Source organism: Roseburia sp. MSJ-14, assembly GCF_018918225.1.
GTDB lineage: Bacteria > Bacillota > Clostridia > Lachnospirales > Lachnospiraceae > Petralouisia.
Window position 1 is genome coordinate 159617 of record NZ_JAHLQD010000008.1, and the last position, 26566, is coordinate 186182.

At 38.0% G+C, this 26566-nt stretch carries 24 protein-coding genes; 23 read left to right on the forward strand and 1 reads right to left on the reverse strand.

Annotation, left to right across the window (positions count from 1 at the left end):
* Positions 1-350 precede the first annotated feature (350 nt).
* The 12 genes from argC to holA all read left to right on the forward strand — a co-directional run bounded on the left by argC (position 351) and on the right by holA (position 12932).
* Positions 351-1418, forward strand: coding sequence for an N-acetyl-gamma-glutamyl-phosphate reductase (gene argC, locus KQI83_RS03155; protein ID WP_216554694.1), 1068 nt, complete (start codon positions 351-353; stop codon positions 1416-1418).
* 37 nt (positions 1419-1455) lie between these two features.
* A complete protein-coding gene (locus KQI83_RS03160; RefSeq protein ID WP_216554695.1) occupies positions 1456-1905 on the forward strand; it encodes a GNAT family N-acetyltransferase in 450 nt (149 codons plus the stop codon).
* 46 nt (positions 1906-1951) lie between these two features.
* Positions 1952-3175: a bifunctional glutamate N-acetyltransferase/amino-acid acetyltransferase ArgJ gene (gene argJ / locus KQI83_RS03165; RefSeq protein ID WP_216554697.1), complete on the forward strand. Its 1224-nt coding sequence runs from the start codon at positions 1952-1954 to the stop codon at positions 3173-3175.
* A 28-nt stretch (positions 3176-3203) separates the two neighbouring features.
* Positions 3204-4109 carry an acetylglutamate kinase gene (gene argB, locus KQI83_RS03170; protein ID WP_216554699.1) on the forward strand — a complete coding sequence of 302 codons (906 nt, stop codon included), beginning with the start codon at positions 3204-3206 and terminating at the stop codon, positions 4107-4109.
* Positions 4109-5305, forward strand: coding sequence for an aspartate aminotransferase family protein (locus KQI83_RS03175; protein WP_216554701.1), 1197 nt, complete (start codon positions 4109-4111; stop codon positions 5303-5305). Before argB ends, KQI83_RS03175 begins: the two co-directional genes overlap by 1 nt.
* Positions 5306-5363: 58 nt before the next feature.
* Positions 5364-5795, forward strand: coding sequence for a DMT family transporter (locus tag KQI83_RS03180; protein WP_216554702.1), 432 nt, complete (start codon positions 5364-5366; stop codon positions 5793-5795).
* A 98-nt stretch (positions 5796-5893) separates the two neighbouring features.
* Positions 5894-6466 carry a helix-hairpin-helix domain-containing protein gene (locus tag KQI83_RS03185; RefSeq protein ID WP_216554704.1) on the forward strand — a complete coding sequence of 191 codons (573 nt, stop codon included), beginning with the start codon at positions 5894-5896 and terminating at the stop codon, positions 6464-6466.
* Positions 6467-6475: 9 nt separating this feature from the next.
* Entirely contained in the window at positions 6476-7165 is a 690-nt protein-coding gene (locus KQI83_RS03190; protein WP_216554706.1) for a response regulator transcription factor, read from the forward strand.
* Positions 7166-7183: 18 nt separating this feature from the next.
* Positions 7184-8602 carry a sensor histidine kinase gene (locus KQI83_RS03195; protein WP_216554708.1) on the forward strand — a complete coding sequence of 473 codons (1419 nt, stop codon included), beginning with the start codon at positions 7184-7186 and terminating at the stop codon, positions 8600-8602.
* Positions 8603-8611: 9 nt separating this feature from the next.
* Complete coding sequence (locus KQI83_RS03200; RefSeq protein WP_216554710.1) at positions 8612-9586, forward strand: GerMN domain-containing protein; 975 nt, start codon at positions 8612-8614, stop codon at positions 9584-9586.
* Entirely contained in the window at positions 9579-11894 is a 2316-nt protein-coding gene (locus KQI83_RS03205) for a DNA internalization-related competence protein ComEC/Rec2 (protein ID WP_216554712.1), read from the forward strand. Before KQI83_RS03200 ends, KQI83_RS03205 begins: the two co-directional genes overlap by 8 nt.
* A gap of 57 nt (positions 11895-11951) precedes the next feature.
* Positions 11952-12932 (forward strand): DNA polymerase III subunit delta, encoded by a 981-nt coding sequence (holA, locus tag KQI83_RS03210; protein WP_216554714.1) that lies wholly within the window; start codon positions 11952-11954, stop codon positions 12930-12932.
* Positions 12933-13082: 150 nt separating this feature from the next.
* Here holA and rpsT read toward each other — a convergent pair whose 3' ends face one another.
* A complete protein-coding gene (gene rpsT / locus KQI83_RS03215) occupies positions 13083-13346 on the reverse strand; it encodes a 30S ribosomal protein S20 (RefSeq protein WP_253295480.1) in 264 nt (87 codons plus the stop codon).
* A gap of 203 nt (positions 13347-13549) precedes the next feature.
* On the opposite strand from rpsT, the gene gpr reads away from it, so the two are divergent.
* The 11 genes from gpr to KQI83_RS03270 all read left to right on the forward strand — a co-directional run bounded on the left by gpr (position 13550) and on the right by KQI83_RS03270 (position 26527).
* Entirely contained in the window at positions 13550-14500 is a 951-nt protein-coding gene (gene gpr / locus KQI83_RS03220) for a GPR endopeptidase (protein WP_216554717.1), read from the forward strand.
* 69 nt (positions 14501-14569) lie between these two features.
* Positions 14570-15832, forward strand: coding sequence for a stage II sporulation protein P (gene spoIIP / locus KQI83_RS03225; protein WP_253295481.1), 1263 nt, complete (start codon positions 14570-14572; stop codon positions 15830-15832).
* An 18-nt stretch (positions 15833-15850) separates the two neighbouring features.
* Positions 15851-16675, forward strand: a complete 825-nt coding sequence (locus tag KQI83_RS03230) for a CorA family divalent cation transporter (protein ID WP_216554718.1) — start codon at positions 15851-15853, stop codon at positions 16673-16675.
* Between the two features lie 65 nt (positions 16676-16740).
* Positions 16741-18552, forward strand: a complete 1812-nt coding sequence (gene lepA, locus KQI83_RS03235; protein ID WP_216554719.1) for a translation elongation factor 4 — start codon at positions 16741-16743, stop codon at positions 18550-18552.
* A gap of 28 nt (positions 18553-18580) precedes the next feature.
* On the forward strand, positions 18581-19738 hold the full coding sequence (gene hemW / locus KQI83_RS03240; RefSeq protein WP_216554720.1) for a radical SAM family heme chaperone HemW: 1158 nt from the start codon (positions 18581-18583) through the stop codon (positions 19736-19738).
* 118 nt (positions 19739-19856) lie between these two features.
* The gene (hrcA, locus tag KQI83_RS03245) at positions 19857-20894 is read left to right on the forward strand and encodes a heat-inducible transcriptional repressor HrcA (protein ID WP_253295482.1); all 1038 of its coding nucleotides are present in this window, start codon (positions 19857-19859) and stop codon (positions 20892-20894) included.
* Positions 20895-20909: 15 nt separating this feature from the next.
* Positions 20910-21569, forward strand: coding sequence for a nucleotide exchange factor GrpE (grpE, locus tag KQI83_RS03250; protein WP_216554722.1), 660 nt, complete (start codon positions 20910-20912; stop codon positions 21567-21569).
* A 67-nt stretch (positions 21570-21636) separates the two neighbouring features.
* Positions 21637-23511 (forward strand): molecular chaperone DnaK, encoded by a 1875-nt coding sequence (gene dnaK / locus KQI83_RS03255; RefSeq protein WP_216554724.1) that lies wholly within the window; start codon positions 21637-21639, stop codon positions 23509-23511.
* A 134-nt stretch (positions 23512-23645) separates the two neighbouring features.
* The gene (dnaJ, locus tag KQI83_RS03260; RefSeq protein WP_216554726.1) at positions 23646-24824 is read left to right on the forward strand and encodes a molecular chaperone DnaJ; all 1179 of its coding nucleotides are present in this window, start codon (positions 23646-23648) and stop codon (positions 24822-24824) included.
* A 131-nt stretch (positions 24825-24955) separates the two neighbouring features.
* Positions 24956-25864, forward strand: coding sequence for a quinolinate synthase NadA (nadA, locus tag KQI83_RS03265; RefSeq protein WP_216554727.1), 909 nt, complete (start codon positions 24956-24958; stop codon positions 25862-25864).
* A 162-nt stretch (positions 25865-26026) separates the two neighbouring features.
* The gene (locus KQI83_RS03270) at positions 26027-26527 is read left to right on the forward strand and encodes a molecular chaperone DnaJ (protein ID WP_216554728.1); all 501 of its coding nucleotides are present in this window, start codon (positions 26027-26029) and stop codon (positions 26525-26527) included.
* The last annotated feature ends 39 nt before the right edge of the window (positions 26528-26566 follow it).

A 26566-nucleotide genomic window follows, 5' to 3' on the forward strand; every position in this document is an offset into this window, starting at 1 on the left:
TGAATTCCTCCATTGAATTTATCGTAAATCTTATAACTAACTATACAATAGGATTGTAAAAAAGGCAAGTGAAAAAATATACATAAATAAATAATAAAAATGCACATATAAAGACAAAACGACGAAAAGGAAAAAGCAGGAAAGATAAAAGGTTAAGATATAATATAAGGAAATAAATCAAAATATATTAAAAAAAGAAACGAAAAAATATGCATAATACTATTGCATAAAATGGAAAATGAATGTATAATTATGCAATGTAGATTGAAAAAAACTCTTTACGAATAAGGAAAAGTATATTACTATGGTAAAGGACTAACGTTAAAGAATAAACAGGAAGGTGTGTTGATATGATAAAAGCAGGAATCATTGGAGCAACAGGATATGCAGGCGGAGAGTTAGTGCGTATTTTACTTGGACATAAGGAAGTAGAGATTAAGTGGTATGGCTCTAGAAGTTATATAGATGAGAAATATGCCAATGTATATCGTAATATGTTTCAATTAGTAGAAGACACCTGTTTGGATGATAATATAGCAGAGTTGGCAAAACAGGTAGATGTTATTTTTACAGCTACCCCACAGGGATTTTTGGCAGGAGTTTTAACAGAAGAAATATTGCAACATACCAAAGTAATAGATTTAAGTGCTGATTATCGTTTAAAAGATGTAAAGACTTATGAAGAATGGTATAAAATAGAACATAAAAGTCCGCAGTTTATTGAAGAAGCTGTATATGGCTTATGCGAAGTGAATCGCGAAAAGGTAAAGAAGGCAAGATTGGTAGCAAACCCGGGATGTTATACCACATGTTCCATTCTTACTGCATATCCATTGGTAAAAGAAGGATTGATTGATCCGAATACCTTAATTGTAGATGCAAAGTCAGGAACTTCCGGTGCAGGAAGAGGAGCCAAAGTACCAAATCTTTTCTGTGAAGTAAATGAAAACATGAAAGCATACGGAGTAGCGACACATCGTCATACCCCAGAGATTGAAGAACAGTTAGGATATGCAGCGGGAGAAAAAGTTTTAATTAACTTTACACCTCATTTAGTACCTATGAATCGCGGAATCTTGGCAACAGAGTATGCAACTATGAAGAAGATACAGCAGCCGGATGGAAGCGTTACATATCCAACCTATGAGCAGGTAAAGGCTGCTTACGACAAATATTATAAAGATGAATATTTTGTTCGTGTGTTAGAAAAAGACCAGTGTCCGGAGACAAAATGGGTAGAAGGAAGTAATTTTGTAGATATTGGATTTAAGATTGATGAACGTACCGGAAGAATTATTATGATGGGTGCCATTGATAATTTGGTAAAAGGAGCTGCCGGACAGGCAGTACAGAACATGAACTTATTATTTGGATTACCTGAAAAAGAAGGCTTGGAACTTGTTCCGATGTTCCCATAAATAAAAGCTTTATTATAGAAAAGGATGGAAAGTTAACATGGATATAGTGATACGAGAAATGAAACTGGAAGATTACGATGAGGTATATGCCCTTTGGAAAACAATAAAAGGATTTGGCATTAGGAGTATGGATGATTCCAGAGAAGGCGTAGAACGTTTTATCCGAAGAAATCCAACCACAAGTATTGTTGCCGAGGCAGAAGGAAAGATTGTAGGAGCGATTTTATGTGGACATGATGGAAGAAGAGGATGCTTTTATCATGTTTGTGTAGCAGAGGCATATCGTAAACATGGCATAGGAAAGCAAATGGCAGTGGCAGCTATGCGAGCATTACAAAAAGAGCATATTAATAAAGTTTGTCTCATAGCATTTAAAAGTAATGAAGTGGGAAATGCTTTCTGGAAAAGTGTGGGCTGGACATTTAGAGAAGATTTGAACTATTATGATTTCACCTTAAACGATGAGAACATTACAACTTTTCAATAAAGAAAAATAAGATAAATGCTGGAAAAAGCGTAGGAAGGAAAAGATTATGGAGGTTATCACAAGCGGAGTTACCGCAGCAAAGGGATTCAAAGCAGCTGCAACAGCAGCAGGTATTAAGTATAAAGACCGTACTGATATGGCAATGATTGTAAGTGCCGTACCGGCAGTATCGGCAGGAACGTTTACTACCAATGTAGTAAAGGCAGCTCCGGTAAAATGGGATAGACAGACGGTAGAAAGTCAGGAATATGCACAGGCAGTTGTAGTAAATGCAGGAATTGCCAATGCTTGTACCGGAGAAGAAGGCATGAGCTATTGCAAAAAGACAGCTGATATGGTGCAGGAAGTGTTAGACATTCCGGCAGAGCAGGTTTTGGTGGCATCTACCGGGGTCATTGGAATGCAGCTTCCGATTGATAGAATTCAAAACGGTGTGAAGGCATTGGCTCCAAAGCTTTCAGATAGCAAAGAAAGTGGACATGAAGCGGCTTGTGCAATTATGACAACAGATACAAAACCAAAAGAAGTTGCAGTAACTTTTGAAGTAGAAGGCAAGACGGTAACCGTAGGTGGTATGTGTAAAGGTTCCGGTATGATTCATCCCAATATGTGTACCATGTTAAGTTTTGTTACAACCGATTGTGCAATTTCCAAGGAACTGTTGCAGGAAGCATTGCGTGAAGATATCAAAGATACTTATAACATGATATCAGTAGATGGTGATACATCTACCAATGATACAGTGTTATTACTTGCCAACGGAATGGCAGAAAATACAAAAATAACAGAAAAAAATGAGGCATATCAGAAGTTTGTTGAAGCATTAAATTATGTGAATACTACATTGGCAAAGAAAATGGCAGGAGATGGCGAAGGTGCTACTGCATTATTTGAAACCCAGGTAATTAATGCAGATACCAAAGAGAATGCGAAGATTCTTGCAAAGTCCGTTATTTGTTCTTCTTTGACAAAAGCTGCTATTTATGGTCATGATGCAAACTGGGGAAGAATTTTGTGTGCGTTGGGATATTCCGGTGTACAGTTTGACCCGGAGGCAATAGAGCTGTTCTTTCAGAGCAAGTCGGGAAAGATACAGATTTATAAAGATGGTGTAGCAACAGATTACAGCGAAGAAGAGGCTACCAAGATATTATCAGACGAAGAAGTTACCGTACTGGTAGATATGAAAATGGGAAATGCCGGTGCAACTGCGTGGGGTTGCGATTTGACTTATGATTATGTAAAAATCAATGCAGATTATCGGTCTTAAGAATAGATAAGGGAAAGAGGATAAGAAGATGGAAGAAAAAAATATGCAGGAAATTTTGCAAAAGGCAGAAGTGTTGATTGAGGCACTTCCGTACATACAACGTTTTAACCGAAAAATCATCGTAGTAAAATACGGTGGAAGTGCCATGGTGGATGAAGAACTGAAAAAGAGCGTAATTCAAGATGTAACTTTATTAAAATTAGTAGGTTTCAAACCTATCATTGTACATGGTGGCGGAAAAGAAATCAGTAAATGGGTTGGCAAAGTAGGAATGGAACCGGAATTTATCAACGGTCTTCGTAAAACCGATGCAGCTACCATGGAAATCGCTGAAATGGTACTTGGAAAAGTAAATAAGTCTTTGGTTCAGATGGTAGAAGAGTTAGGGGTAAATGCCATCGGAATCAGTGGAAAAGACGGTGGATTGCTGAAGGTAGATAAGAAATATTCCAATGGACAGGATATCGGTTACGTTGGAGAGGTAAAAGAAGTAAATCCTAAGATTTTATTTGATTTATTAGAAAAAGATTTCTTACCAATTATTTGTCCGGTAGGCTTGGATGATAATTATGATACCTATAACATCAATGCAGATGATGCTGCATGTGCCATTGCAAGAGCGGTTAATGCAGAAAAATTAGCATTTTTAACAGATATCGAAGGTGTATATAAGGACCCGGCAGATAAATCTACTTTGATTTCAGAATTAACAGTTTCCGGAGCAAAAGATTTAATCGAGGGGGGAAACATTGGCGGAGGAATGTTGCCAAAACTTAATAACTGTATTGATGCGATTGATAATGGAGTTTCCAGAGTGCATATTTTAGATGGACGTATTCCACATTGCTTATTGTTGGAAATCTTTACAAATAGGGGAATTGGAACTGCTATTTTAGGAGATAGCGATGAAAAGTTCTACAAGGAGGAAGCATAATGGAACGGGAATTATTTATAGATAGTGCGGAACGTCACATATTACATACTTATAATCGAAATCACATTGTACTTGACCGTGGAGAAGGAGTTTATCTTTATGATACGGATGATTGTAAATATTTAGACTTTGCAGCGGGAATTGCAGTGCAAGCATTGGGATATGGAAACAAAGAATACAATGATGCATTAAAGCATCAGGTAGATAAATTATTACATACCTCTAATTTATATTACAACTTTCCGATTATACAGGCAGCTCGTAAGTTATGTGCAGCATCAGAAATGGATCGTGTATTTTTTACCAACAGCGGAGCGGAAGCCATTGAAGGTGCATTGAAAACAGCTAAGAAATATGCGTATGAAAAAGATGGTTGTACAGACCATGAAATTATTGCAATGGAACATTCCTTCCACGGAAGAACATTAGGAGCATTATCTGTTACCGGAAATGCACATTACAGAGAGCCATTTGAGCCATTGCCGGGAATTGTAAAGTTTGCGGAATTTAATAATTTAGATAGTGTAAAAGCATTGGTAAATGGAAAAACCTGTGCCATTATCATGGAAACGGTACAAGGTGAAGGCGGTATTTATCCGGCGGAAAAAGAATTTTTAGCAGGAGTTAAGAAAATCTGCGAAGAAAATGATATTTTACTGATTTTAGACGAAATTCAGTGTGGAATGGGAAGAACCGGAAACATGTTTGCATGGCAAAGTTATGGAATTAAGCCGGATATTATGACTTGTGCAAAGGCATTAGGCTGTGGTGTACCGGTGGGAGCATTTGCCATGACACAAAAAGTTGCAGATCATTCTTTGAAACCGGGAGATCATGGTACTACTTATGGCGGAAATCCATTTGTAGGAGCGGCAGTCAGCAAGGTATTTGATATTTTTGAAGAAAAGAATCTGGTAGAACATGTGAAAGAAATTTCTGCTTATCTGGAAGAAAAATTAGATGAGCTGGTGGAAGAATATCCTTTCGTAACAGCCAGAAGAGGAATGGGATTAATGCAGGGATTAGAGCTTACGATTCCGGTAGGCGATGTAAGTGCCAGTGCCTTAGAGCATGGATTAATCATTATTACAGCAGGAAGTAATGTACTTCGTTTTGTGCCACCTCTTGTTATTGAAAAAGAACATGTAGATGAAATGGTAGAAAAATTAAAAAAAGCATTTTACGATTGTAAATAACGTATAAAAATTCCAATCATGGTATATCCTACTAAAAAAGGAAAGCGGGGTACTTGAAATGATTGGAATTTTTATTGCTCTTTTATCCGGGGCGTTAATGAGTGTGCAAGGAGTGTTTAATACAGGGGTAACGAAAAGTACCAGTATGTGGGTAAGCAATAGCTGGGTACAGTTTTCTGCATTAATAATTTGTTTAGTAACCTGGTTTTTTACAGACCGAAAAAGTTTTGCAGGAATATTACAGGTAGAACCGAAATACATGTTGTTTGGAGGAGTAATAGGAGCACTTATTACTTATACGGTAATAAAGAGTATGGCAGCACTTGGACCGGCGCAGGCAGTAATGTTAATCGTAGTCTCACAGTTAATTGTGGCGTATATTATTGAAGTATTTGGAATTTTCGGAGTGGACAAGCAACCCTTTGAATGGAGAAGACTTTTAGGAATGGCAGTCTGTATAGGAGGAATTATCTTATTCAAGTGGGAATAAAATATTTTTGAAATACTCTTGTAATAAATGAAAAATTTCGTTACAATAGAGAAGATTCGTGAATAAGACTTTTCCCATAATTGAAAGGTGGGAAAGGCATGAAAAGAAATAGAATAGAAATTATAATGTTGTTTTTCTGTATGCTTGTAATTGGAGGATGTGGCCAAAAACCGAAAATGGAAATACAGCAGACAGAAAGTTTAGAAGAAACAAAACAAACTGAAACTGAAAAAGCAGAAGTATCTGAAACTAAAATTTATGTACAGGTATCAGGAGCGGTGGCTTCTCCGGGGGTTTATGAATTACCGGAGGGCAGTCGTATTTTTGAAGCAGTTGCGCTGGCAGGTGGTGTCACAGAAGAAGCAGATGCAAGTCAGATGAATCAGGCGCAGAAGCTTTCTGATGGTGAGATGATTTATATTAGACATCAGGGAGAAGAAGAGCCAGAAGGTACTGTGATAGAGCAGCAGACAGATGATAGAATCAATCTCAATACTGCCACGGAAGAACAGTTGATGACATTACCGGGAATTGGTCAGGCAAAGGCAAAAAGCATTGTTGCATGGCGGGAAGCAAACGGAGGTTTTACCCAAATTGAGGATCTCATGAAGATAGAGGGAATCAAAGAGGGGATTTATTCTAAAATAGAGAACAACATTAGGGTTAATTGAGGTGAAAAAATGGCGAAAAAGGTTCTTGTAGTAGACGATGAAAAGTTAATAGTAAAAGGAATTCGTTTCAGCTTGGAACAGGATGGAATGGAAGTAGATTGTGCCTATGATGGTGAAGAGGCGCTGAAGATGGCAACAGAAAATCAATATGATATGATTTTGTTGGATATTATGCTTCCAAAACTGGATGGTTTTCAGGTGTGTCAGCAGATTCGTGAATTTTCTCAGGTTCCCATTGTTATGTTGACTGCAAAAGGGGATGACATGGATAAGATTCTGGGATTAGAGTATGGCGCAGATGATTACATAACAAAACCATTTAATATTCTGGAAGTAAAGGCAAGAATTAAGGCTATTATGCGAAGAACTGCACAGAGCCATCCGAAGGAAGAAAAACAAAAAGTAATTGAAAACGGAGACTTAAAGTTGGATTGCGAGAGCCGTCGCTTATTTATCTTAGGAAGAGAGATTAATCTGACAGCAAAGGAATTTGATTTGTTAGAACTCTTGGTGTTAAACCCAAATAAAGTGTATAGTAGAGAAAATCTGCTTAACATGGTCTGGGGATATGAATATCCGGGAGATGTTCGTACCGTAGATGTGCATGTAAGACGTTTGCGTGAAAAGATTGAAAAGAACCCAAGTGAACCAAGATATGTCCATACCAAATGGGGTGTGGGTTACTATTATCAAGGATAACAGATAAGGGGTAAAGAAATGAAAAAAATGAAATTTTTACACAGCCTGAAGTTCAGGCTGTTTGTAATTTTGGTGATTGTAGGAATATTACCAAATATTATATTAAAAATAGGAATTTTAAAAACATATGAGAATCGTGCGGTATCCAATCGCAGTATTGATATCCTAAGTCAGGCAAAAATGCTTGGGAATCAGATTGTTACATATAATTATATCCAAGATACCTCTTCTGAGGTGATTAATACACAATTAGAATTGCTTTCTAATATTTATGATGGAAGGGTTCTTATTATCAATAATGGATTTCAGGTTGTAAAAGATACTTACGGATTAGATACTGGTAAGACAATTATTTCCGAGGAAGTGGTAAAAAGTTCTAAAGGACAGGAAATTTCAAAGTATGATTCAAAATATCGTTATATTGAAATGACAATTCCATTGAAAGATACAAGTACCAAGGAAGTACAGGGAATTATGCTGGTAAGTGTTTCCACAGATAGTATACTTTCTAATTATGATTATCTGAATAATAATGCACTTGTAATTGAAATTGCCAATGCCATTATTATTTTGGCTGTAGCGTTGTTTTGGGCAAATCATCTATTAAAGCCGTTTGGCAGAATGACTCATTCACTGGAAGAGATTCAGACTGGATATGGGGAAGAACAATTGATGATTTCCGATTATTCAGAAACAGAAGCAATCTCTGATGCATTTAACCAGATGTTGGGGAGAATGCGTGTCATCGATGAGTCCAGACAGGAATTTGTATCAAATGTGTCCCATGAATTAAAAACACCGTTAACTTCTATGAAAGTATTGGCAGATTCCCTGTTGGGGCAGGAAGATGTACCGGCAGAGCTTTATAAGGAGTTTATGGGTGACATTGCGGAAGAAATTGAACGAGAGAATAAGATTATTAATGACCTGTTGTCACTGGTAAAAATGGACAAGTCGGCAGGAAGCTTGAATATTTCTGTAGTAAATGTAAATGAGCTTTTAGAAACAATTATGAAACGATTGCGTCCAATTGCAGAAAAGCAGAATGTTGAGTTGGTATTAGAAAGTTTCCGACCGGTTAGTGCGGAAATTGATGAGGTAAAGATTTCGTTAGCATTAACGAACTTGGTAGAAAACGCCATTAAATATAATAAGCCAGAAGGATGGGTACATGTGTCCTTGAACGCAGATCATAAGTATTTCTTTGTTCGTGTGGAGGATTCAGGAATAGGAATCCCAGAAGAATCGTTAGAACATATTTATGAACGATTTTATCGTGTAGATAAGTCTCATTCCAGGGAGATTGGTGGAACAGGACTTGGACTTGCGATTACCAGAAATGCAGTGCTGATGCATCGAGGAGCAATCAAGGCACATAGCAAGGAAGGGGAAGGAACAATATTTACCGTTCGTATTCCTTTGACATATATTGCATAGGAGGATAGCATGAAAAAAAAGGTAACTGGATGTGTGCTGTTGATTTTTCTGTTGCTGCTTAGTACAGTAGTAGCCTGTGGGGAAAAGAAACAGAAAACATCAGATTATTATATTTACTATTTAGATAAAGATAAAACAAAGATTGTGGCAGAAGGATTTGAGCCGGAGGCATCAGATACTAAGGGAATGATAAAAGAAATGCTAAAGGCTCTTTCTAAGAATACCAATAGTCCGGATTATCAGACGGCGATGCCGGAAGAAGTGAAGGTGAATGATTGGAACTTAGAAAATGCACAGTTACGTTTGTATTTTAACAATGCGTATGGAGAAATGGATAATGTTGCGGAAGTATTATGTAGAGCAGCAGTAGTACGAACATTGACTCAGATAAAAGGTGTGGATTGCATTTCCTTTTATGTAGGTGATTCTCCATTAATTGATGCAAACGGAGCTCCGGTAGGTTTGATGACAGCAGAAAGTTTTGTAGAGAATCCGGGAGAGCAGATTAATGCAATTTTAAGTTCAGAGATTACGCTTTATTTTGCGAATAAAGACGGAACCAAATTGGTGCCGGAGGTACAGGAAGTTCATTATAGTAGCAATATTTCTATGGAAAAACTGATTATGGAACACTTGTTAAAAGGACCGGAAAATAAGGAACTTCGTTCCGCCGTTCCTCAGGGAACAAAGCTAGTGAGTGTTTCAGTATTGGATGGCGTATGCTTTGTGAACTTAGATGAGGGATTCTTGGACCAGAACTATGAAATATCAGAACCAATCGTTATCTATTCTATTGTGGATTCCTTAGTGGAGTTGCCCAATATTAATAAAGTTCAGATTGCGGTAAATGGTGATAGTGACAAAGTGTATCGCGATAAATATGACTTAAGCGTTATGTATGATCGAAATCTGGATTATCTGGATGCAGGAGCAGAAACAGAGGCGGGGCAAAAAGAAGAAAATGCGGGGGGGACAGGTGACTAATAGAACGGTTTTATGCCTGGTAGCTTCTTTCGCTGCCGGGCTTTTGTATGGAAAGGAAGAAATGTTCGGTATTTTCCTGTGCTTGTTTGTTTTTTGCTTGTTTCGGATATTTTATTTGAAACAGCAACGGGGAAGAGAAACAATTCCTAGTACCATATTACATATGGTATTGTGTATGGTACTTTTTGTGGGTGGTATATTTCATTACATGGATTATCAGGCGAAGTTTCAAGAAGTACAGCAGTATGCTAAAAGCCAGAAAACCATTCAGGTTCAGGGAAGAATTTACCAGAAAGAACAAAAACAGGAACAATTCATTTATTATCTAGAGGATGCTTGGATTTTGAAAGAAGAAGGATATGAATCTTCCAATAAAATTCAGGTATACACTTCAAAAGATTCATATAATATCGGAAACTACGTTCAAGTGGTTGGTGAATATGAAGCATTTCAACTTCCTCGAAACGAGGGAAATTTCAATGAACAACAATATTATTATAGTAAAAAAATCGGCTTGCGCATGACAGTATATGAAGAAAGACTAATAGATGCCAGTGTGCATAAGTATAAGATATGGTTGCTGGAAAAAAGACAGGAGATGGAGCAGGTCTTTTTAAAAGCTATGCCTCAACAGACAGCAGGAATTATGGCAAATATGACGTTAGGCAGCAAAAATCTCGCAGATAAGGAAATAAAAGCACTGTATCAAAAAGCAGGAATATCACATGTTTTGGCAGTTTCAGGACTTCATGTATCCATTTTCGGAATGGGATTGTATCGACTGCTGCGACGTTTGTATTGTCCAATTCCTCTGGCTTCTTTGCTGGCATCCGGAATTGTATATAGTTTTGGAATTTTGACAGGGATGGAGTTATCTACCTGTCGGGCAATTGTTATGTTTTTTCTCATGATGTTTGCAGGAACAATTCGTTATACTTATGACACCATAACAGCATTGAGTGTGAGTGCCCTGTTACAATTGTGGGACAATCCCTTTGTCTTGTGGTATGCAGGATTTTTACTTTCTTATTCGGCGGTTTTAGGGGCTGTGGTCATTACCGGAATAGTCCGAAATCTTCAAAGAAAAAGGAGAGGAGCGTTCATAGGAACGATGCAAAGTAGTCTGTGTATTCAGATGGCAACATTGCCGGTTTTATTGTATTTCTATTATGAAGTGTCTCTTTACAGTATTGTGGTAAATGCAATTATACTTCCAATTATGGGAGTATTACTTTTTCTGGGAGCAGTTGGTGGTATCGTTGGACTGTTTCATATGGGGCTGGCAGCAGTGATATTGAAAATTCCTGCGGGAATTTTATGGATGAGTCAGGAAATCTGCCAATTCTTTACGAAGTTACCAAGGAGTAATTTAATCACAGGACAACCTTCTATGGAAAAAATCCTAGTGTATTATGTTGTTTTGATACTGTTCATGTATATTGTATACAAGACAGAGAAGAAACGGTATTTTTTGTGTGGAATAGCCTGTATGTGTATATTGTGCATGGCAAATGGAAAAAGAGGCGCAGAAGTAGACTTTTTAGATGTAGGTCAGGGAGATGGTATCTATATACAATCAGAGCAGGGAAATGCTGCATTTATCGATGGAGGAAGTACCGATGTAGGAAAGGTGGGTACTTATCGAATTTTACCGTTTTTAAAATATTATGGAAGAAAAGAAATCTCTCTGTGGTTTGTTTCACATATGGATGCAGACCATGTGAGTGGATTAAAAGAGATACTAGAGGAAGGATATCCGGTAAAAAATATTGTATTTGCTAAAGGAGTTGTAAGGGATGAAGCCTGGGAGGGCTTGGTGGATTTAGCAGAAAAAAATGGCAGTCAGATACATTATCTCAAGGCAGGAGAGTCTATTACATTAGATGACCTACAGTTCACGCTTGCTTATCCGTGGAAAGAGGGAACAGACCGCAATGCAAATTCCATGGTGTTATTAGCAAAGATAGATGGAATGAAAGGTGTTTTTTCGGGAGATATAGGAAAGGAGCAGGAACAGGAGCTATTAGCGGATAAGAAGATGCAGCAGTATCTTAACGAACCAATTACCTTTTATAAAGCGGCACATCATGGTTCAAATGGTTCCAACAGTCTGGAATTTTTAGAAGCAATGGCTCCAAGACTTACGGTGGTATCTTGTGGGAAAAATAATTCTTATGGTCATCCCGGGAAAGAGGCAGTAGCCCATATGGAACAGGCAAAAACAAAAATTTATTACACTATGGAAAATGGACAGATAAAGTTGAAAAAGGGTGATAATGGTATTAGCATATGGAAATTTCAAAATTGACAGCATAGGTAAAATAATATTATACTAGTAGCTGGTACAACCTTTGGAGGAATGATTGTGAAGAGCATAGACGAAGATATTAAGAATGGAACATTTCAGAAAGTATACCTGCTATATGGGGAAGAGACTTATCTGAAAAAACAATATAAAAATAAATTGAAACAGGCTTTATCAAAGCCGGACGATACGATGAATGCCGCATTTTTTGAAGGAAAAGACATTAATCCGGGAGAAATCATTGACTTAGCCGAAACAATGCCTTTTTTTGCAGACCGCAGATTGATTATGCTAGAAAACAGTGGTGTATTTAAAAGTGCCAATGATGAATTGGCAGCCTATATGAAAGAAATCGCAGAAACCACCTGCTTTGTATTTGTAGAAGAAGAAGTGGATAAGCGTAACAAGATGTTTAAGGCAGTGAAAGAGGCAGGGAGAATTGTAGAATTTCCAAGGCAGACCGAGGCAATATTGACACAGTGGATTTTGGCAAGATTGAAGCGAGAAAACAAAAAGATTACCCAGTCCGTATTGCAGTTATTTTTAACAAAGACCGGAAACGATATGGAAAATATAGATAGGGAATTAGAAAAACTGTTTTGCTATACCTTAGAAAAAGAAGTAATTACAGCGGAAGATGTGGAGGCAGTTTGTGTAACCCAGACCACAGGCAAGATATTTGATATGGTAAATGCCATAGCAGAGAAAAAGCAAAAACAGGCATTGGACTTATATTACGACTTATTAGCATTAAAAGAGCCACCCATGCGAATCTTATTCTTGATTGCCAGACAGTTTCAGATATTGCTTCAGGTAAAGGAGCTAAGTGGACATGGATATGACAATAAATTTATTGCATCTAAGGCAGGTATACCGGAGTTCACAGTACGAAGAAATCAGGCGCAGGCGCGAAGTTTTTCCAAGGAACAGTTGCGCGAAGCGGTAGGAGATTGTGTCCAATCCGAAGAAGATGTAAAGACAGGAAATATGAATGATCGTATGGCAGTAGAATTACTGATTGTAAAATACAGTGCAAAGTAGGAAGGTGCGTCTCCCTAGCAGGTGCTTTTTATATCATAGGAAAATCATATACTTTCGTATTTTAATGTAACACGGTATTTCCTATTGCATAAAAAAAGAACGTTGACATGACGGCATCAACGTTCTTTTTTACTTTATTTACACTAATAACTAAGCGATTCCATTAACTGCTTTGGTTAAACGGGAAACCTTTCTAGCTGCATTGTTCTTGTGGTAAACACCCTTAGAAGCAGCCTTGCTGATCTCAGAAGTAGCAACTAATAATGCTACCTGTGCAGCGTCCTTATCTTTTGCTGCAACAGCAGCTTCTACCTTTTTAATAGAAGTCTTAACAGCAGATCTGATAGACTTATTACGAGCTGCTCTAGTCTCAGTTACTAAGATTCTCTTTTTTGCTGATTTAATGTTAGCCAATCCGTACACCTCCAATATTAAAAATTGATTTTGTTAATTATATTGTTTCATTAAAGCCGGACACGGACGTTCTAATGTAAACATACTCATATAGTTTAGCCCGAAAATTTATATCTGTCAATACATATTTTGGGATTTTTTGCAAAAAATAATTACAATTCACAGGGATATAGACAGAATAAAGAGCCAATGGAGGAAAAAATATGGAACAGCTTCAGGTAAGAACAGACTTGGCATTAGAGACACGAGAAAAATTTGAAGAGGATAATGTAGAAATTAAAGGAGTAAAAGTAGACGAAAAATATTTAGAAGAGACAGAAATCAAAGTTACCACTATGGTAATTGAAACAGAAAACGGTGCGAAGGCAATGGGACGGCCAAAGGGAAACTATATTACCGTAGAGGCATCGGATATGGATGGACAGGACGAGGAATATCATCAAAGAATTTCTATGGAACTGGCAAGAATCATTAAAAATCTGTTGCCAAAGACAGAAGAAAAATTATCCGTGTTAATTGTAGGACTTGGAAATCGAGAAGTAACACCGGATGCATTAGGACCACGGGTAGTAGATCAAATGATGATTACACGTCATGTATTAAAAGAATTTGGAAAATATGCATTTGGAGAAGAAGAAGTAACTTCCGTAAGCGGAATTGTTCCGGGAGTAATGGCACAGACAGGTATGGAGAGTCAGGAAATCATCCGCGGAGTTATCGAAGAAACAGCACCGGATGTTTTAATAGCGATTGATGCATTGGCAGCACGAAGCACCAAACGCTTGAGCCGTACCATACAGATTACCGATACCGGAATCAATCCTGGGTCAGGTGTGGGGAATCATCGTCATGGACTATCAAAGGAAACAGTAGGAATTCCGGTCATTGCAATAGGTGTACCAACGGTGGTAGACGCGGCAACCATTGTAAGTGACACTATGCAAAATCTGATACAGGCAATGGAAGAAAGCGCACATTTACAGTCTTTAAGTACCGGGTTAAATGCATTGAATGCTATGGAAAAATATGAGTTGATAAGGGAATTATTATCCCCACAGTTGAATACAATGTTTGTAACACCAAAGGATATTGATGAGTCAGTCAGAAAATTAAGTGATACCATTTCAGAGGGGCTTAATATTGCATTAGCATAAAAGAAATGGTACAGGCATATACTTAACTATTGACGACGAAAATGAAAATTATAAGAAATGAGGAATGATTTGATAAAAAGAAGAAAAAAAACAGGAAAACGGTTGCAATGTCTATTGGGGGCAACCTGTGTTCTGTTGGTATTTGTGTGTTATCAAAACATGTCGGTACTTGGAAAGGGACCGGCAATTCATCAAATTGGAAGTTATTTGCAAGAAAAAATAGCAATCAGTGCTTGGAAAAATTGTATGCCGGCAATGCTAGAACAGATAGAAGAAAAGAAAGACAAGAGGAGTATGGGAGAAATTTTCATGGCAAAGGTGGAAACACTTTTCCCGATTTCTGAATATACAGATGAAGTAGAAGAATATCCCACTCAGATTGAAAGTGAATTAAGTTATGAGGCAGCCAGTGCAGCAGAAGGGGCAGAAGAATGTAAGATGTTAGAGGAAAATCAAAGGGCAGGACAGATACAAGAAACAGCCAAAGGAATTGCAGGAACACCTGTGCTGCAAAATGTTTTGGTGACACCCCAACAACAGGAAGGAGTGACAGGGGATACCATGCAGAAGGTAGTGGAAATTCCAAGAGAAAAACTCTATGACTTTGATTTTTTGATTCATAACTTTTACCAGGTGGATCGGACTACCACTATTGATAGTAGTAAATTAAATCCGGATGTACTTTTAGGAAAAAGTATGAAATTGCAGGGAGGGAGCGAGTCCCCACAGATTTTAATCTACCATACCCATTCACAGGAAGGATATAGTGATTCTACACCGGGGGATGCCAATGCAAGTGTTGTAGGAGTAGGAGAGTATTTAACCAGTCTTTTGCGGGAAAAATACGGATTGAATGTAATACATCATACAGGGGAATATGATGTAAAAGACAGAGATAATGCATATTCATATGCGGGACCCGCATTGCAGCAGATATTAGTGGAAAATCCATCTATTGAGGTAGTGATTGACTTGCATCGTGATGGAGTAGCAGATACCACAAGACTGGTGTCGGAAGTGAATGGAAAACAGATGGCACAGGTGATGTTTTTTAACGGATTAAGCCATACTACAAAAAATGGAGATTTAAATAATCTGCCGAATCCGTATTTAGCAGATAACCTTGCATTTTCATTTCAAATGAAATTGGCAGCAGAGGAGTATTATCCGGGATTTACCCGTGGCATTTATTTAAAAGGATATCGCTATAATCTGCATTATTGCCCGAAGAGTTTATTGGTGGAAGTAGGAGCACAGACCAATACCTTGCAGGAAGCCATGAATGCCATGGAACCATTGGCAGATTTATTACATAAGGTTTTGACAGAATGATAGAGAAGAGATGAATAAATGGAGAAGGTTCGAATCGTAGCGTTGAAAGACATGGAGGAAGAAAAATATCTGGAAACATTGAAAAAAATCAAACTAGATTACTGGAATGGTGTAAAAACTACAGAACATGGAATTTGCGGAAGTTTTCAAATGCATAACGGAAAAAGAGTCAAGCCGTTGTGGATGGTGTTTTTCTTAAACAGGCAGGAATTTTTGTTGGTGACGTTAAAGGACGAAACAGATATTTTAAAAGAAGTGAAAGAGCAAAAAAGCGGTATAACACAACAGGAGGGAGTGGCCATTATCTTTGACACAATTTTAACAAGGGGACAAAAAGTGGTAGAAGAAATGGAACAATATCTTATCAATATGGAACGGGAAATTGTGGCAGGACAGATTGAACGAAATCGAAATCAGGCGATTTTTGAGTGTAAGCGTACTTTGGCATTGTGGAAAAATGATTATGGACAGCTTCTAAGTGTGGTAGAAGGAGTTACGGGAAGAAAGCAGGAGATGTCGGAAGAATGTGCCTGTTATTTTCGGATTTATGAAAATAAGGTAAGAAGGATGAACGAACAGATACAATTTTTATATGAAGAGTTGGTACATGTACGAGAAGCCTTAGATGCGGCAATCGCATATGAACAGAATCGAATTATGAAAGTATTTACCACTGTTACTACGGTTTTTATGCCATTGACACTGGTGGCGGGGTGGTATGGAATGAATTTTGTGAGCATGCCGGAACTAACTTGGCAGTATGGATATTTGTTCGTGACAGTTTTAAGTGTGGCGGTAGTAATTGCCTGTATCCTGTTTTTTAGAAAAAAGAAACTTCTGTAAAGATTGTCAAGCCTCAAAGAGTTGTGTTATACTAGTTGCACGATAAGAAATTTGGAGGAACGGAAATGACAATAGAGCAGAATAAAATCAGAAATTTTTGTATCATTGCACATATAGATCATGGAAAATCAACCTTGGCAGACCGTATTATTGAAATGACAGGTTTGCTTACCAGCAGGGAAATGCAGGCGCAGGTATTAGATAACATGGAATTAGAGCGGGAACGTGGAATTACCATTAAGGCGCAAACTGTTCGTATTGTCTATAAGGCAAAGGATGGAGAAGAGTATATTTTTAACTTAATTGATACACCTGGGCATGTAGACTTTAATTATGAGGTTTCCAGAAGCCTTGCAGCTTGTGATGGAGCGATTCTGGTAGTAGATGCAGCACAGGGAATTGAAGCACAGACGTTAGCAAATGTATACTTAGCATTGGATCATGACTTGGATGTACTTCCGGTAATCAATAAGATTGACCTGCCAAGTGCAGACCCGGACAGAGTGGTAGAAGAAATTGAAGATGTAATCGGAATCGAAGCACAGGATGCTCCTAGAATTTCTGCAAAAACCGGATTAAATGTAGATCAGGTGTTGGAGCAGATTGTATCTAAGATACCGGCACCGGGTGGAAGTCCGGACAACCCATTGCAGGCATTGATTTTTGACTCCTTATATGATTCTTATAAGGGAGTGATTGTATTCTGCCGTATTAAAGAAGGAAGAGTGAAGCCGGGGACAACCATCAAAATGATGGCAACCGGAGCATCAGCAGAAGTGGTAGAAGTTGGATACTTTGGTGCAGGCCAGTTTATTCCATGTGAAGAATTAAGTGCGGGAATGGTTGGTTATATTACCGCAAGTTTGAAAAACGTAAGAGATACTCGGGTAGGTGATACGATTACCGATGCCAATCGTCCATGCAGCGAACCACTTCCGGGATATAAGAAAGTAAATCCAATGGTATATTGTGGAATGTATCCTGCCGATGGCGCAAAATATCCGGATTTAAGAGATGCATTGGAAAAATTACAGTTAAACGATGCAGCTCTTCAATTTGAGCCGGAGACTTCGATTGCTTTGGGATTTGGTTTCCGATGCGGATTTTTAGGATTATTACATTTGGAAATCATTCAGGAACGTTTAGAGCGAGAGTACAATCTGGACTTGGTTACCACCGCACCGGGAGTTATTTATAAGGTGCACAAGACCAATGGAGAAATGATTGAATTGACCAATCCATCTAATTTGCCAGATCCATCAGAGATTGAATATATGGAAGAACCAATGGTAAGTGCAGAAATCATGGTAACCAGTGAATTTATAGGTGCTATCATGGATTTGTGTCAGGAAAGACGTGGTATTTACATTGGAATGGAATATATGGAAGAAACCAGGGCGTTGATTAAGTATGACTTGCCATTGAATGAGATTATATACGATTTCTTTGATGCCTTAAAATCACGTTCCAGAGGATATGCCTCCTTCGACTATGAAATGAAAGGTTATGTTCGGTCCGAGTTAGTAAAACTGGATATTTTAATTAACAAAGAAGAAGTGGATGCACTTTCCTTTATTGTGCATAGCGATAGTGCTTATGAACGCGGAAGAAAAATGTGTGAGAAGTTAAAAGAAGAAATTCCAAGACATTTATTCGAGATTCCTATTCAGGCAGCCGTAGGCGGAAAAGTAATTGCCAGAGAAACAGTAAAAGCTATGCGAAAAGACGTATTAGCAAAATGTTACGGTGGTGACATCAGCCGAAAGAAGAAACTTCTGGAAAAACAGAAGGAAGGTAAGAAACGAATGCGCCAGATTGGAAATGTAGAGATTCCGCAAAAAGCATTTATGAGCGTATTGAAGTTGGATGATAAATAAAAGATAACCGTAGAGAGGTTTGAAAAGAATGAAGGAATTAGAACTTTATATACACATTCCTTTTTGTGTACAAAAATGTTTCTATTGCGATTTTTTGTCAATGCCTGTGGATGAAACTGTCCGCAGGCATTATGTGCGTAGATTAATAGAAGAAACAGAATATAAATCACAACAGTATAAAGGATATGAAATAACTTCCGTGTTTTTTGGAGGTGGTACACCATCTATTCTTATGGAAACTCAGATAGCAGAAATTATGGAAGCGTTGCAACAGAATTTTTCCATACAAAAAGAAGCAGAAATTACCATCGAATGTAATCCGGGAACTTTAGCGCGTCAGAAAATCATAACATATAAGGAATCAGGTATTAACCGAATTAGTATGGGATTGCAGTCAGCCAATAATCGAGAACTGAAAATGCTGGGAAGAATTCATACTTATGAAGAATTTTTACATAACTACGATTTGGTGCGAAAAGGTGGAATTGAAAATGTAAATGTGGATCTTATGTCGGCATTACCGGGACAAACCGTTTCAGATTGGGAGCGTACATTAAAAGAAATTTTGAAACTGCGTCCGGAACATATTTCTGCATATAGTCTAATTATAGAAGAAGGAACACCATTTTATCAAACATATGAAGAAGACGAACAACGCCGAGAAGAGGGAGAGGAACCTAAATATCTTCCAAATGAAGAGACAGAGCGGGAAATGTATCGATTAACAGGGGCATTATTAGAAGAAAAGGGATATATGCAGTATGAAATTTCCAATTATGCCAAAAAGGGACGAGAATGCCAACATAACATTGGGTATTGGACGAGAAAGAACTATTTAGGTCTGGGACTTGGAAGTGCTTCCCTGGTAGAAAATGTGCGTTTTTCCAATACATCTGATTTACAGGAGTATCTTGCGGGGGATTTTGAAGAACGAGAAAGGGAAGTATTAGAACGAAGAGAACAGATGGAAGAATTTATGTTTTTAGGACTTCGGATGATAAAGGGTGTCAGCAGAGGTGATTTTAAAAAAGCTTTTGGTGTGGAAATCGAGGCTGTTTATGGAGAAGTGATAAAGAAAATGGTTTCACAGGGATTATTGCAGCAGCAGGCAGGAAGAATTTTCCTTACCGAAGAGGGAATTTCCGTAAGCAATTATGTAATGAGTGAGTTTTTGCTGAAAATCTAAAAAAAATATAAAATATGAAAAATACTATTGACAAGAAAAAGTGATAGTGCTATGTTAAGTACATAGATATTAGCACTCTAACTAAATGAGTGCTAACAAAGAAAAAGGAGGGTGCAGATTGACGGAGTTAGATGACAGAAAAATAAAGATTCTGGATGCAATTATTCGTAATTATCTGGATACAGGAGAACCGGTAGGATCTCGGACAATTTCCAAGTATTCTGATTTGAATTTGAGTTCTGCGACCATCCGAAATGAGATGTCTGATTTAGAGGAAATGGGTTATATTCTTCAGCCACATACTTCAGCAGGAAGAATTCCTTCTGATAAGGGTTATCGATTTTATGTAGACAATCTGATGAAGGAAAAGAATCGGGAAGTTACAGAAATGAAGGAGTTCATGATTGAACATACCACCAAGATGGAACAGGTTTTGCAGCAGATGGCAAAGGTATTGGCAACCAATACCAATTATGCCGCAATGATTACAGCTCCATCCTATCAGAGAAATAAGGTAAAGTTCCTTCAATTATCCCAGATGGACAACGATCAGATACTTGCAGTTATCGTAATGGAAGGAAACATTGTAAAGAATAAAATGATTCCTACCAGGGAAGCCTTGGACAGTGAGACAATATTGAAATTAAATATTTTGTTGAATACAAGTCTCAATGGTCTTTCCGTAGAACAGATTAACCTTAGTACCATATCAAAACTGAAAGAACAAGCTGGAATTCACAGCAATATTGTAGGCGATGTATTAGATGCATTGGCAGAAGCAATTCAAGAAGATGAAGATTTGGAGATTTACACCAGCGGTGCAACCAATATTTTGAAATATCCGGAATTGAGTGATTCAGGAAAAGCAAGTGAATTGTTATCAGCTTTTGAAGAAAAACAACAGTTAGTAGGCTTGGTAAATGATACGTTAGCATCCGAAGAAAACGGAATTCAGGTTTATATCGGTGATGAATCACCGGTTAAGAATATGAAGGATTGCAGTGTGGTAACAGCCACATATGAGTTAGGTGAAGGGATGCAGGGAACAATAGGTATTATTGGACCAAAGCGAATGGATTATGAAAATGTTATGGACAATCTGAAAACTTTGAAAGTACAACTAGATACCGTATTTAAGAAACCGAAAAAGGAATAGGAAGGTGATTAGAGAATGGCTGAAAATCAAAATAAGGATATAAATGAAGTAGAAAATGAAGAAACAGCAGAAGAAGTAAAAGAAACTACAGAGGCAGAAGCAACAGAAGAAGCTAAAGAAACAACAGAAACAACAGAAACAACAGAAACAACAGAAACAACTGAGAAAGCAGAGAAAACAGAAACTTCCGAAGGTGACGAAGAGAAAAAGGGATTTTTCAAAAAGAAAGAAAAAAAGAGTAAGCAGGAAGAAAAAATTGAAGAACTTACGGATCGTGTGAAACGTCAGATGGCAGAATTCGATAACTTCCGTAAGCGTACAGAAAAAGAAAAGACCCAGATGTTTGAAGTTGGAGCAAAAAGTGTAATTGAAAAGATTTTGCCGGTAGTAGATAACTTTGAAAGAGGTTTGGCAGCAGTTCCGGAAGAACAAAAAGAGGATGCTTTTGTTCAGGGAATGGAAAAAATATACAAACAGTTAATGACAGAGTTAGAAGCTTTGGAAGTAACTCCAATCGAAGCAGTTGGAACAGAATTTGATCCAGAATTTCACAATGCGGTAATGCAGGTAGAAAATGATGAATTAGAATCCGGTATGGTAGCACAGGAATTACAAAAAGGTTACATGTACCGTGATACAGTAGTAAGACACAGTATGGTAGCTGTAGTACAGTAAGCATACTGATGGAATAAATAGCAAACATTTAAGTTTTTAGATAATCAATTTATAGGAGGTCGCTATTATGAGCAAAATAATTGGTATTGACTTAGGAACAACAAACAGCTGTGTAGCAGTTATGGAAGGTGGTAAGCCAGTAGTTATCGCCAATACAGAAGGAGCAAGAACAACACCATCTGTTGTAGCATTTACAAAAACAGGTGAAAGATTAGTTGGTGAGCCGGCAAAACGTCAGGCTGTTACAAATGCAGAAAAGACAATTTCTTCTATTAAGAGAGAAATGGGAACAGATCATAAGAGAACAATTGATGATAAGAATTATTCTCCACAGGAAATTTCTGCAATGATTCTTCAGAAGTTAAAAGCAGATGCAGAAAACTACTTAGGAGAAAAAGTAAGCGAGGCAGTTATTACTGTACCTGCATACTTCAACGATGCTCAGCGTCAGGCAACTAAGGATGCCGGTAAAATCGCAGGACTTGATGTAAAACGTATTATCAACGAGCCTACCGCAGCAGCTTTAGCATATGGTTTGGATAACGAAAAAGAACAGAAAATCATGGTTTACGACTTAGGTGGTGGTACATTCGATGTTTCCATTATCGAAATCGGTGAAGGTGTTATCGAAGTATTATCTACTTCCGGAGATAACAGATTAGGTGGAGATGACTTCGACCAGAAGATTACAGACTACATGTTAGCTGAATTTAAGAAAACAGAAGGTATTGACCTTTCTAACGATAAGATGGCACTTCAGAGATTAAAAGAAGCAGCAGAAAAAGCAAAGAAAGAATTATCTTCCGCAACAACAACAAATATTAACTTACCATTCATCACAGCAACAGCAGAAGGTCCAAAGCACTTTGATATGAACCTGACCAGAGCAAAATTTGATGAATTAACACATGACTTAGTAGAAAGAACAACAATTCCGGTACAGAATGCATTAAAAGATGCAGGACTTACTGCTTCTGATTTAGGTCAGGTATTATTAGTAGGTGGTTCTACTCGTATTCCGGCAGTTCAGGATAAGGTAAAACAGTTAACTGGAAAAGAGCCAAGTAAATCCTTGAACCCAGATGAATGTGTTGCTTTAGGTGCATCTATTCAGGGTGGTAAATTAGCAGGTGATGCCGGTGCAGGTGAAATCTTACTGTTAGACGTAACACCATTGTCTCTGTCTATTGAAACAATGGGTGGTGTAGCAACCAGATTGATTGAAAGAAATACAACAATCCCTACTAAGAAGAGCCAGATTTTCTCTACTGCTGCTGATAACCAGACAGCCGTTGATATCAACGTAGTACAAGGTGAAAGACAGTTCGCCAGAGATAACAAGTCCTTAGGACAGTTCAGATTAGACGGAATCCCACCAGCAAGACGTGGAGTACCTCAGATTGAAGTAACATTCGATATCGATGCAAACGGTATTGTTAACGTATCTGCAAAAGATTTAGGAACTGGAAAAGAGCAGCATATTACAATTACAGCAGGTTCCAATATGTCTGATGAAGATATCGATAAGGCAGTAAAAGAAGCAGCTGAATATGAAGCACAGGATAAGAAGAGAAAAGAAGCAATCGATACAAGAAACGATGCAGATTCCTTCGTATTCCAGACAGAAAAAGCATTAGAAGAAGTTGGTGCTAACATTGATGCGAACGATAAGGCAACTGTTGAGGCAGACCTTAAAGCATTAAAAGACATGATTGAGGCACATCCAAATGCAGAAGAAATGACAGATGATCAGGTTGGCGAAATGAAAGCTGCAAAAGAAAAACTGATGGAAAGTGCACAGAAGTTATTTGCAAAAATGTACGAAAATGCACAGGCAGCTCAGGGAGCAGCAGGAGCAACAGGAGCAGGTCCGGATATGGGAAATGCATCCTATAACAATGCAGATGATGATGTAGTAGATGCTGATTATAAAGAAGTGTAGAAATTGAACACTTAACGAGGTGTTTTCGGGCTTAGTGCAGCGTAACTACCTTGCAGAGTTGTTACAGTAACTTTAGGAGCCATGTTAGGAGTTCATCCTAATATGACTCCTTACAGTGTAAGAGGGAATTAATCATGGCAGAACAAAAAAGAGATTATTATGAAGTCCTGGGTGTGGATAAGAATGCGGATGAAGCCACTATTAAAAAAGCATACAGACAGTTGGCAAAGAAATATCATCCGGATATGAACCCGGGAGATGCGGAAGCAGAGAAAAAGTTTAAAGAAGCATCAGAAGCGTATGCCGTATTAAGCGACCCGGAGAAAAAACGTCAGTACGATCAGTTCGGTCATGCAGCCTTTGATGGAGGCATGGGTGGAGGAGCCGGTGGCTTTGACTTCTCCGGTATGGATATGGGAGATATCTTTGGAGATATCTTTGGAGACTTCTTTGGTGGAGGCAGACGTCGTTCAGCAGACAACGGTCCAAGAAAGGGAGCTAATTTGCGTGCAGTAGTTCGTATCTCCTTTGAAGAAGCAGCGTTTGGATGCGAAAAAGAAATAGAGATTACATTAAAGGATGATTGTACCACTTGTCATACAACCGGAGCAAAACCGGGGACCTCACCGGAGACTTGTACAAAGTGTGGCGGTAAGGGAAAAGTTGTTTATACACAACAGTCCTTCCTTGGAATGGTACAAAATGTACAGAGTTGTCCGGATTGTGGCGGAACAGGAAAAATTATCAAAGACAAGTGTCCAGATTGTCATGGAACAGGCTATATTGCAAAACGTAAAAAGATTAAAGTTAAGATTCCGGCAGGAATTGACAACGGTCAGAGTGTAAGAATTCGTGACAAAGGTGAGCCGGGAACAAACGGCGGACCAAGAGGAGATTTGTTAGTAGAAGTAAACGTATCCAGACATCCGATTTTCCAGCGTCAGGATATGAATATTTATTCTACAGCCCCAATTTCTTTCGCACAGGCAGCATTGGGCGGAGAAGTTCGTATTAGTACCATAGATGGAGATATTTTATATGATGTAAAACCTGGAACACAGACAGATACTAGAATTCGTCTGAAAGGAAAGGGAATCCCATCTTTGCGTAATTCTAATGTACGAGGAGACCATTATGTTACCTTGGTGGTACAGGTTCCGACAAGCTTAAGCGAAGAAGCAAAAGAAGCACTTCGGAAGTTCGACGATGCAAGCGGTCAGTCTTTAAAAAAACAGGATGGAGCAGCCGGTAATGCGAGGCACAAGAAAAAGGGCTTCATGGATAAAATAAAAGAGACCTTTGAAGATAATTAGAAAAATGTCACTGGTTTTAGTGTGCCAGTGACGTTTTTATATCAGGTGAAAGTATTGACAAACTAAGCTATAAAAAATATAATAGCAGTTAATGAGTTTTAGCAAATATAGTTACAGGAGAGGATACTAAAATGGACATAAAGGAAGAAATAGCCCAGTTGAAACAGCAGAAGGATTTTGTAATCCTGGCACATTATTATGTGGATGGAAAAGTGCAGGAGATTGCTGACTATGTAGGAGATTCCTATTACTTAAGTAAAGTTGCAACTGAGATTCCGAATCAGAATATTTTATTTGCAGGTGTTTCATTTATGGGCGAGAGTGCCAAGATATTGAACCCTGAGAAGAATGTTTATATGGCAGATTCAGCAGCAGACTGTCCAATGGCACATATGATTGATGTTGACAGAATTGAACAGGTAAGAAAAGAATATGAGGATGTAGCAGTAGTCTGTTATGTAAATTCTACAGCCGAAATAAAAACACATTCAGATGTTTGCGTTACCTCTTCTAATGCAATTAAAGTTGTAAAAAATTTAAAGAATAAGTATATTTTCTTTATACCTGATAATAATCTTGGACATTATGTGGCACAGCAGTTACCGGAAAAAGAATTTATCTTCCATGATGGATTTTGTCATGTACATAAGAGTATTGAGGCAGACTTAGTGCAAAAAGCAAAGGAATTACATCCGGACGCATTGATTCTTACCCATCCGGAATGTACTGCGGATGTACTTGAAATGTCAGATTTTATCGGAAGTACATCACAGATTATTGACTTTGCAACCAAAAGTACCAATGAAAAATTCATTATTTGTACTGAAATGGGTGTTTTTTATGAATTATCTCAGAAAAACCCTAATAAGAAGTTTTATTCTGTAGGGCATCGTCAATTTTGCCCTAATATGAAAAAAATATCATTAGAGAAAGTTTTGGATGTATTAAAGAATCCAAAGAATGAAATGATATTGGATGAAGAAACCATTGAAAAGGCAAATGTTCCGTTGGAACGAATGTTAAAATTAGCAGAACAGTAATATGATAATGAATGGCAATAGGAAAATTTTCTTATTGCCATTCATTATTGTATATTGTATAATATCGTCGGATGGTGCATAGACTACATCAAAATATGGGAGTTTATAGTTGAGCCGGAACAAACAGAGTTTGTTCGTATATATGGTAAAGGAGGCGGAGTGATGAGCCAGTCTGGAGCAATGACAGCTCAGTGGCTATTCCATGACACTGCGGAGGCAGAAGGGGAATATCAGAGACAGAATTTAAAAGAAGAGAAACGAAGGCTTGCGGAAGAGAAGCGAAAATTCGAGAAAGAAATGAGAGATTTTCGTAGCAAGAAGCAGTTGGAGGAAAAGCGTCTTGTGCAAGAACGGCAATTATTTGAAATGAAGTGGAAGATACTGGAAGAAGAATTGCAAAAACTTGCAAAAGACAAGCAAGATATGGAAATAGAGAAGGAACAATATTATAGCCAGAAAAATACAGAGACTTATACCCAAGAGCCAGGAAAAAGAATTGTGCGAGGCGAATTGTTCTTTTCAGGAGTATGCAATGAGCGAGGTTTGAAAAAACGATACAAGGATTTGATTAAGATTTTTCATCCGGATAATGCGGATGGGGATAATGATACCTTGCTTGAGATTAATCGGGAGTATGACAATTTGAGAAAAGTATTTGAGTAAACAAAAAGCTGATGTAGAAAATGCTACATCAGCTTTTTT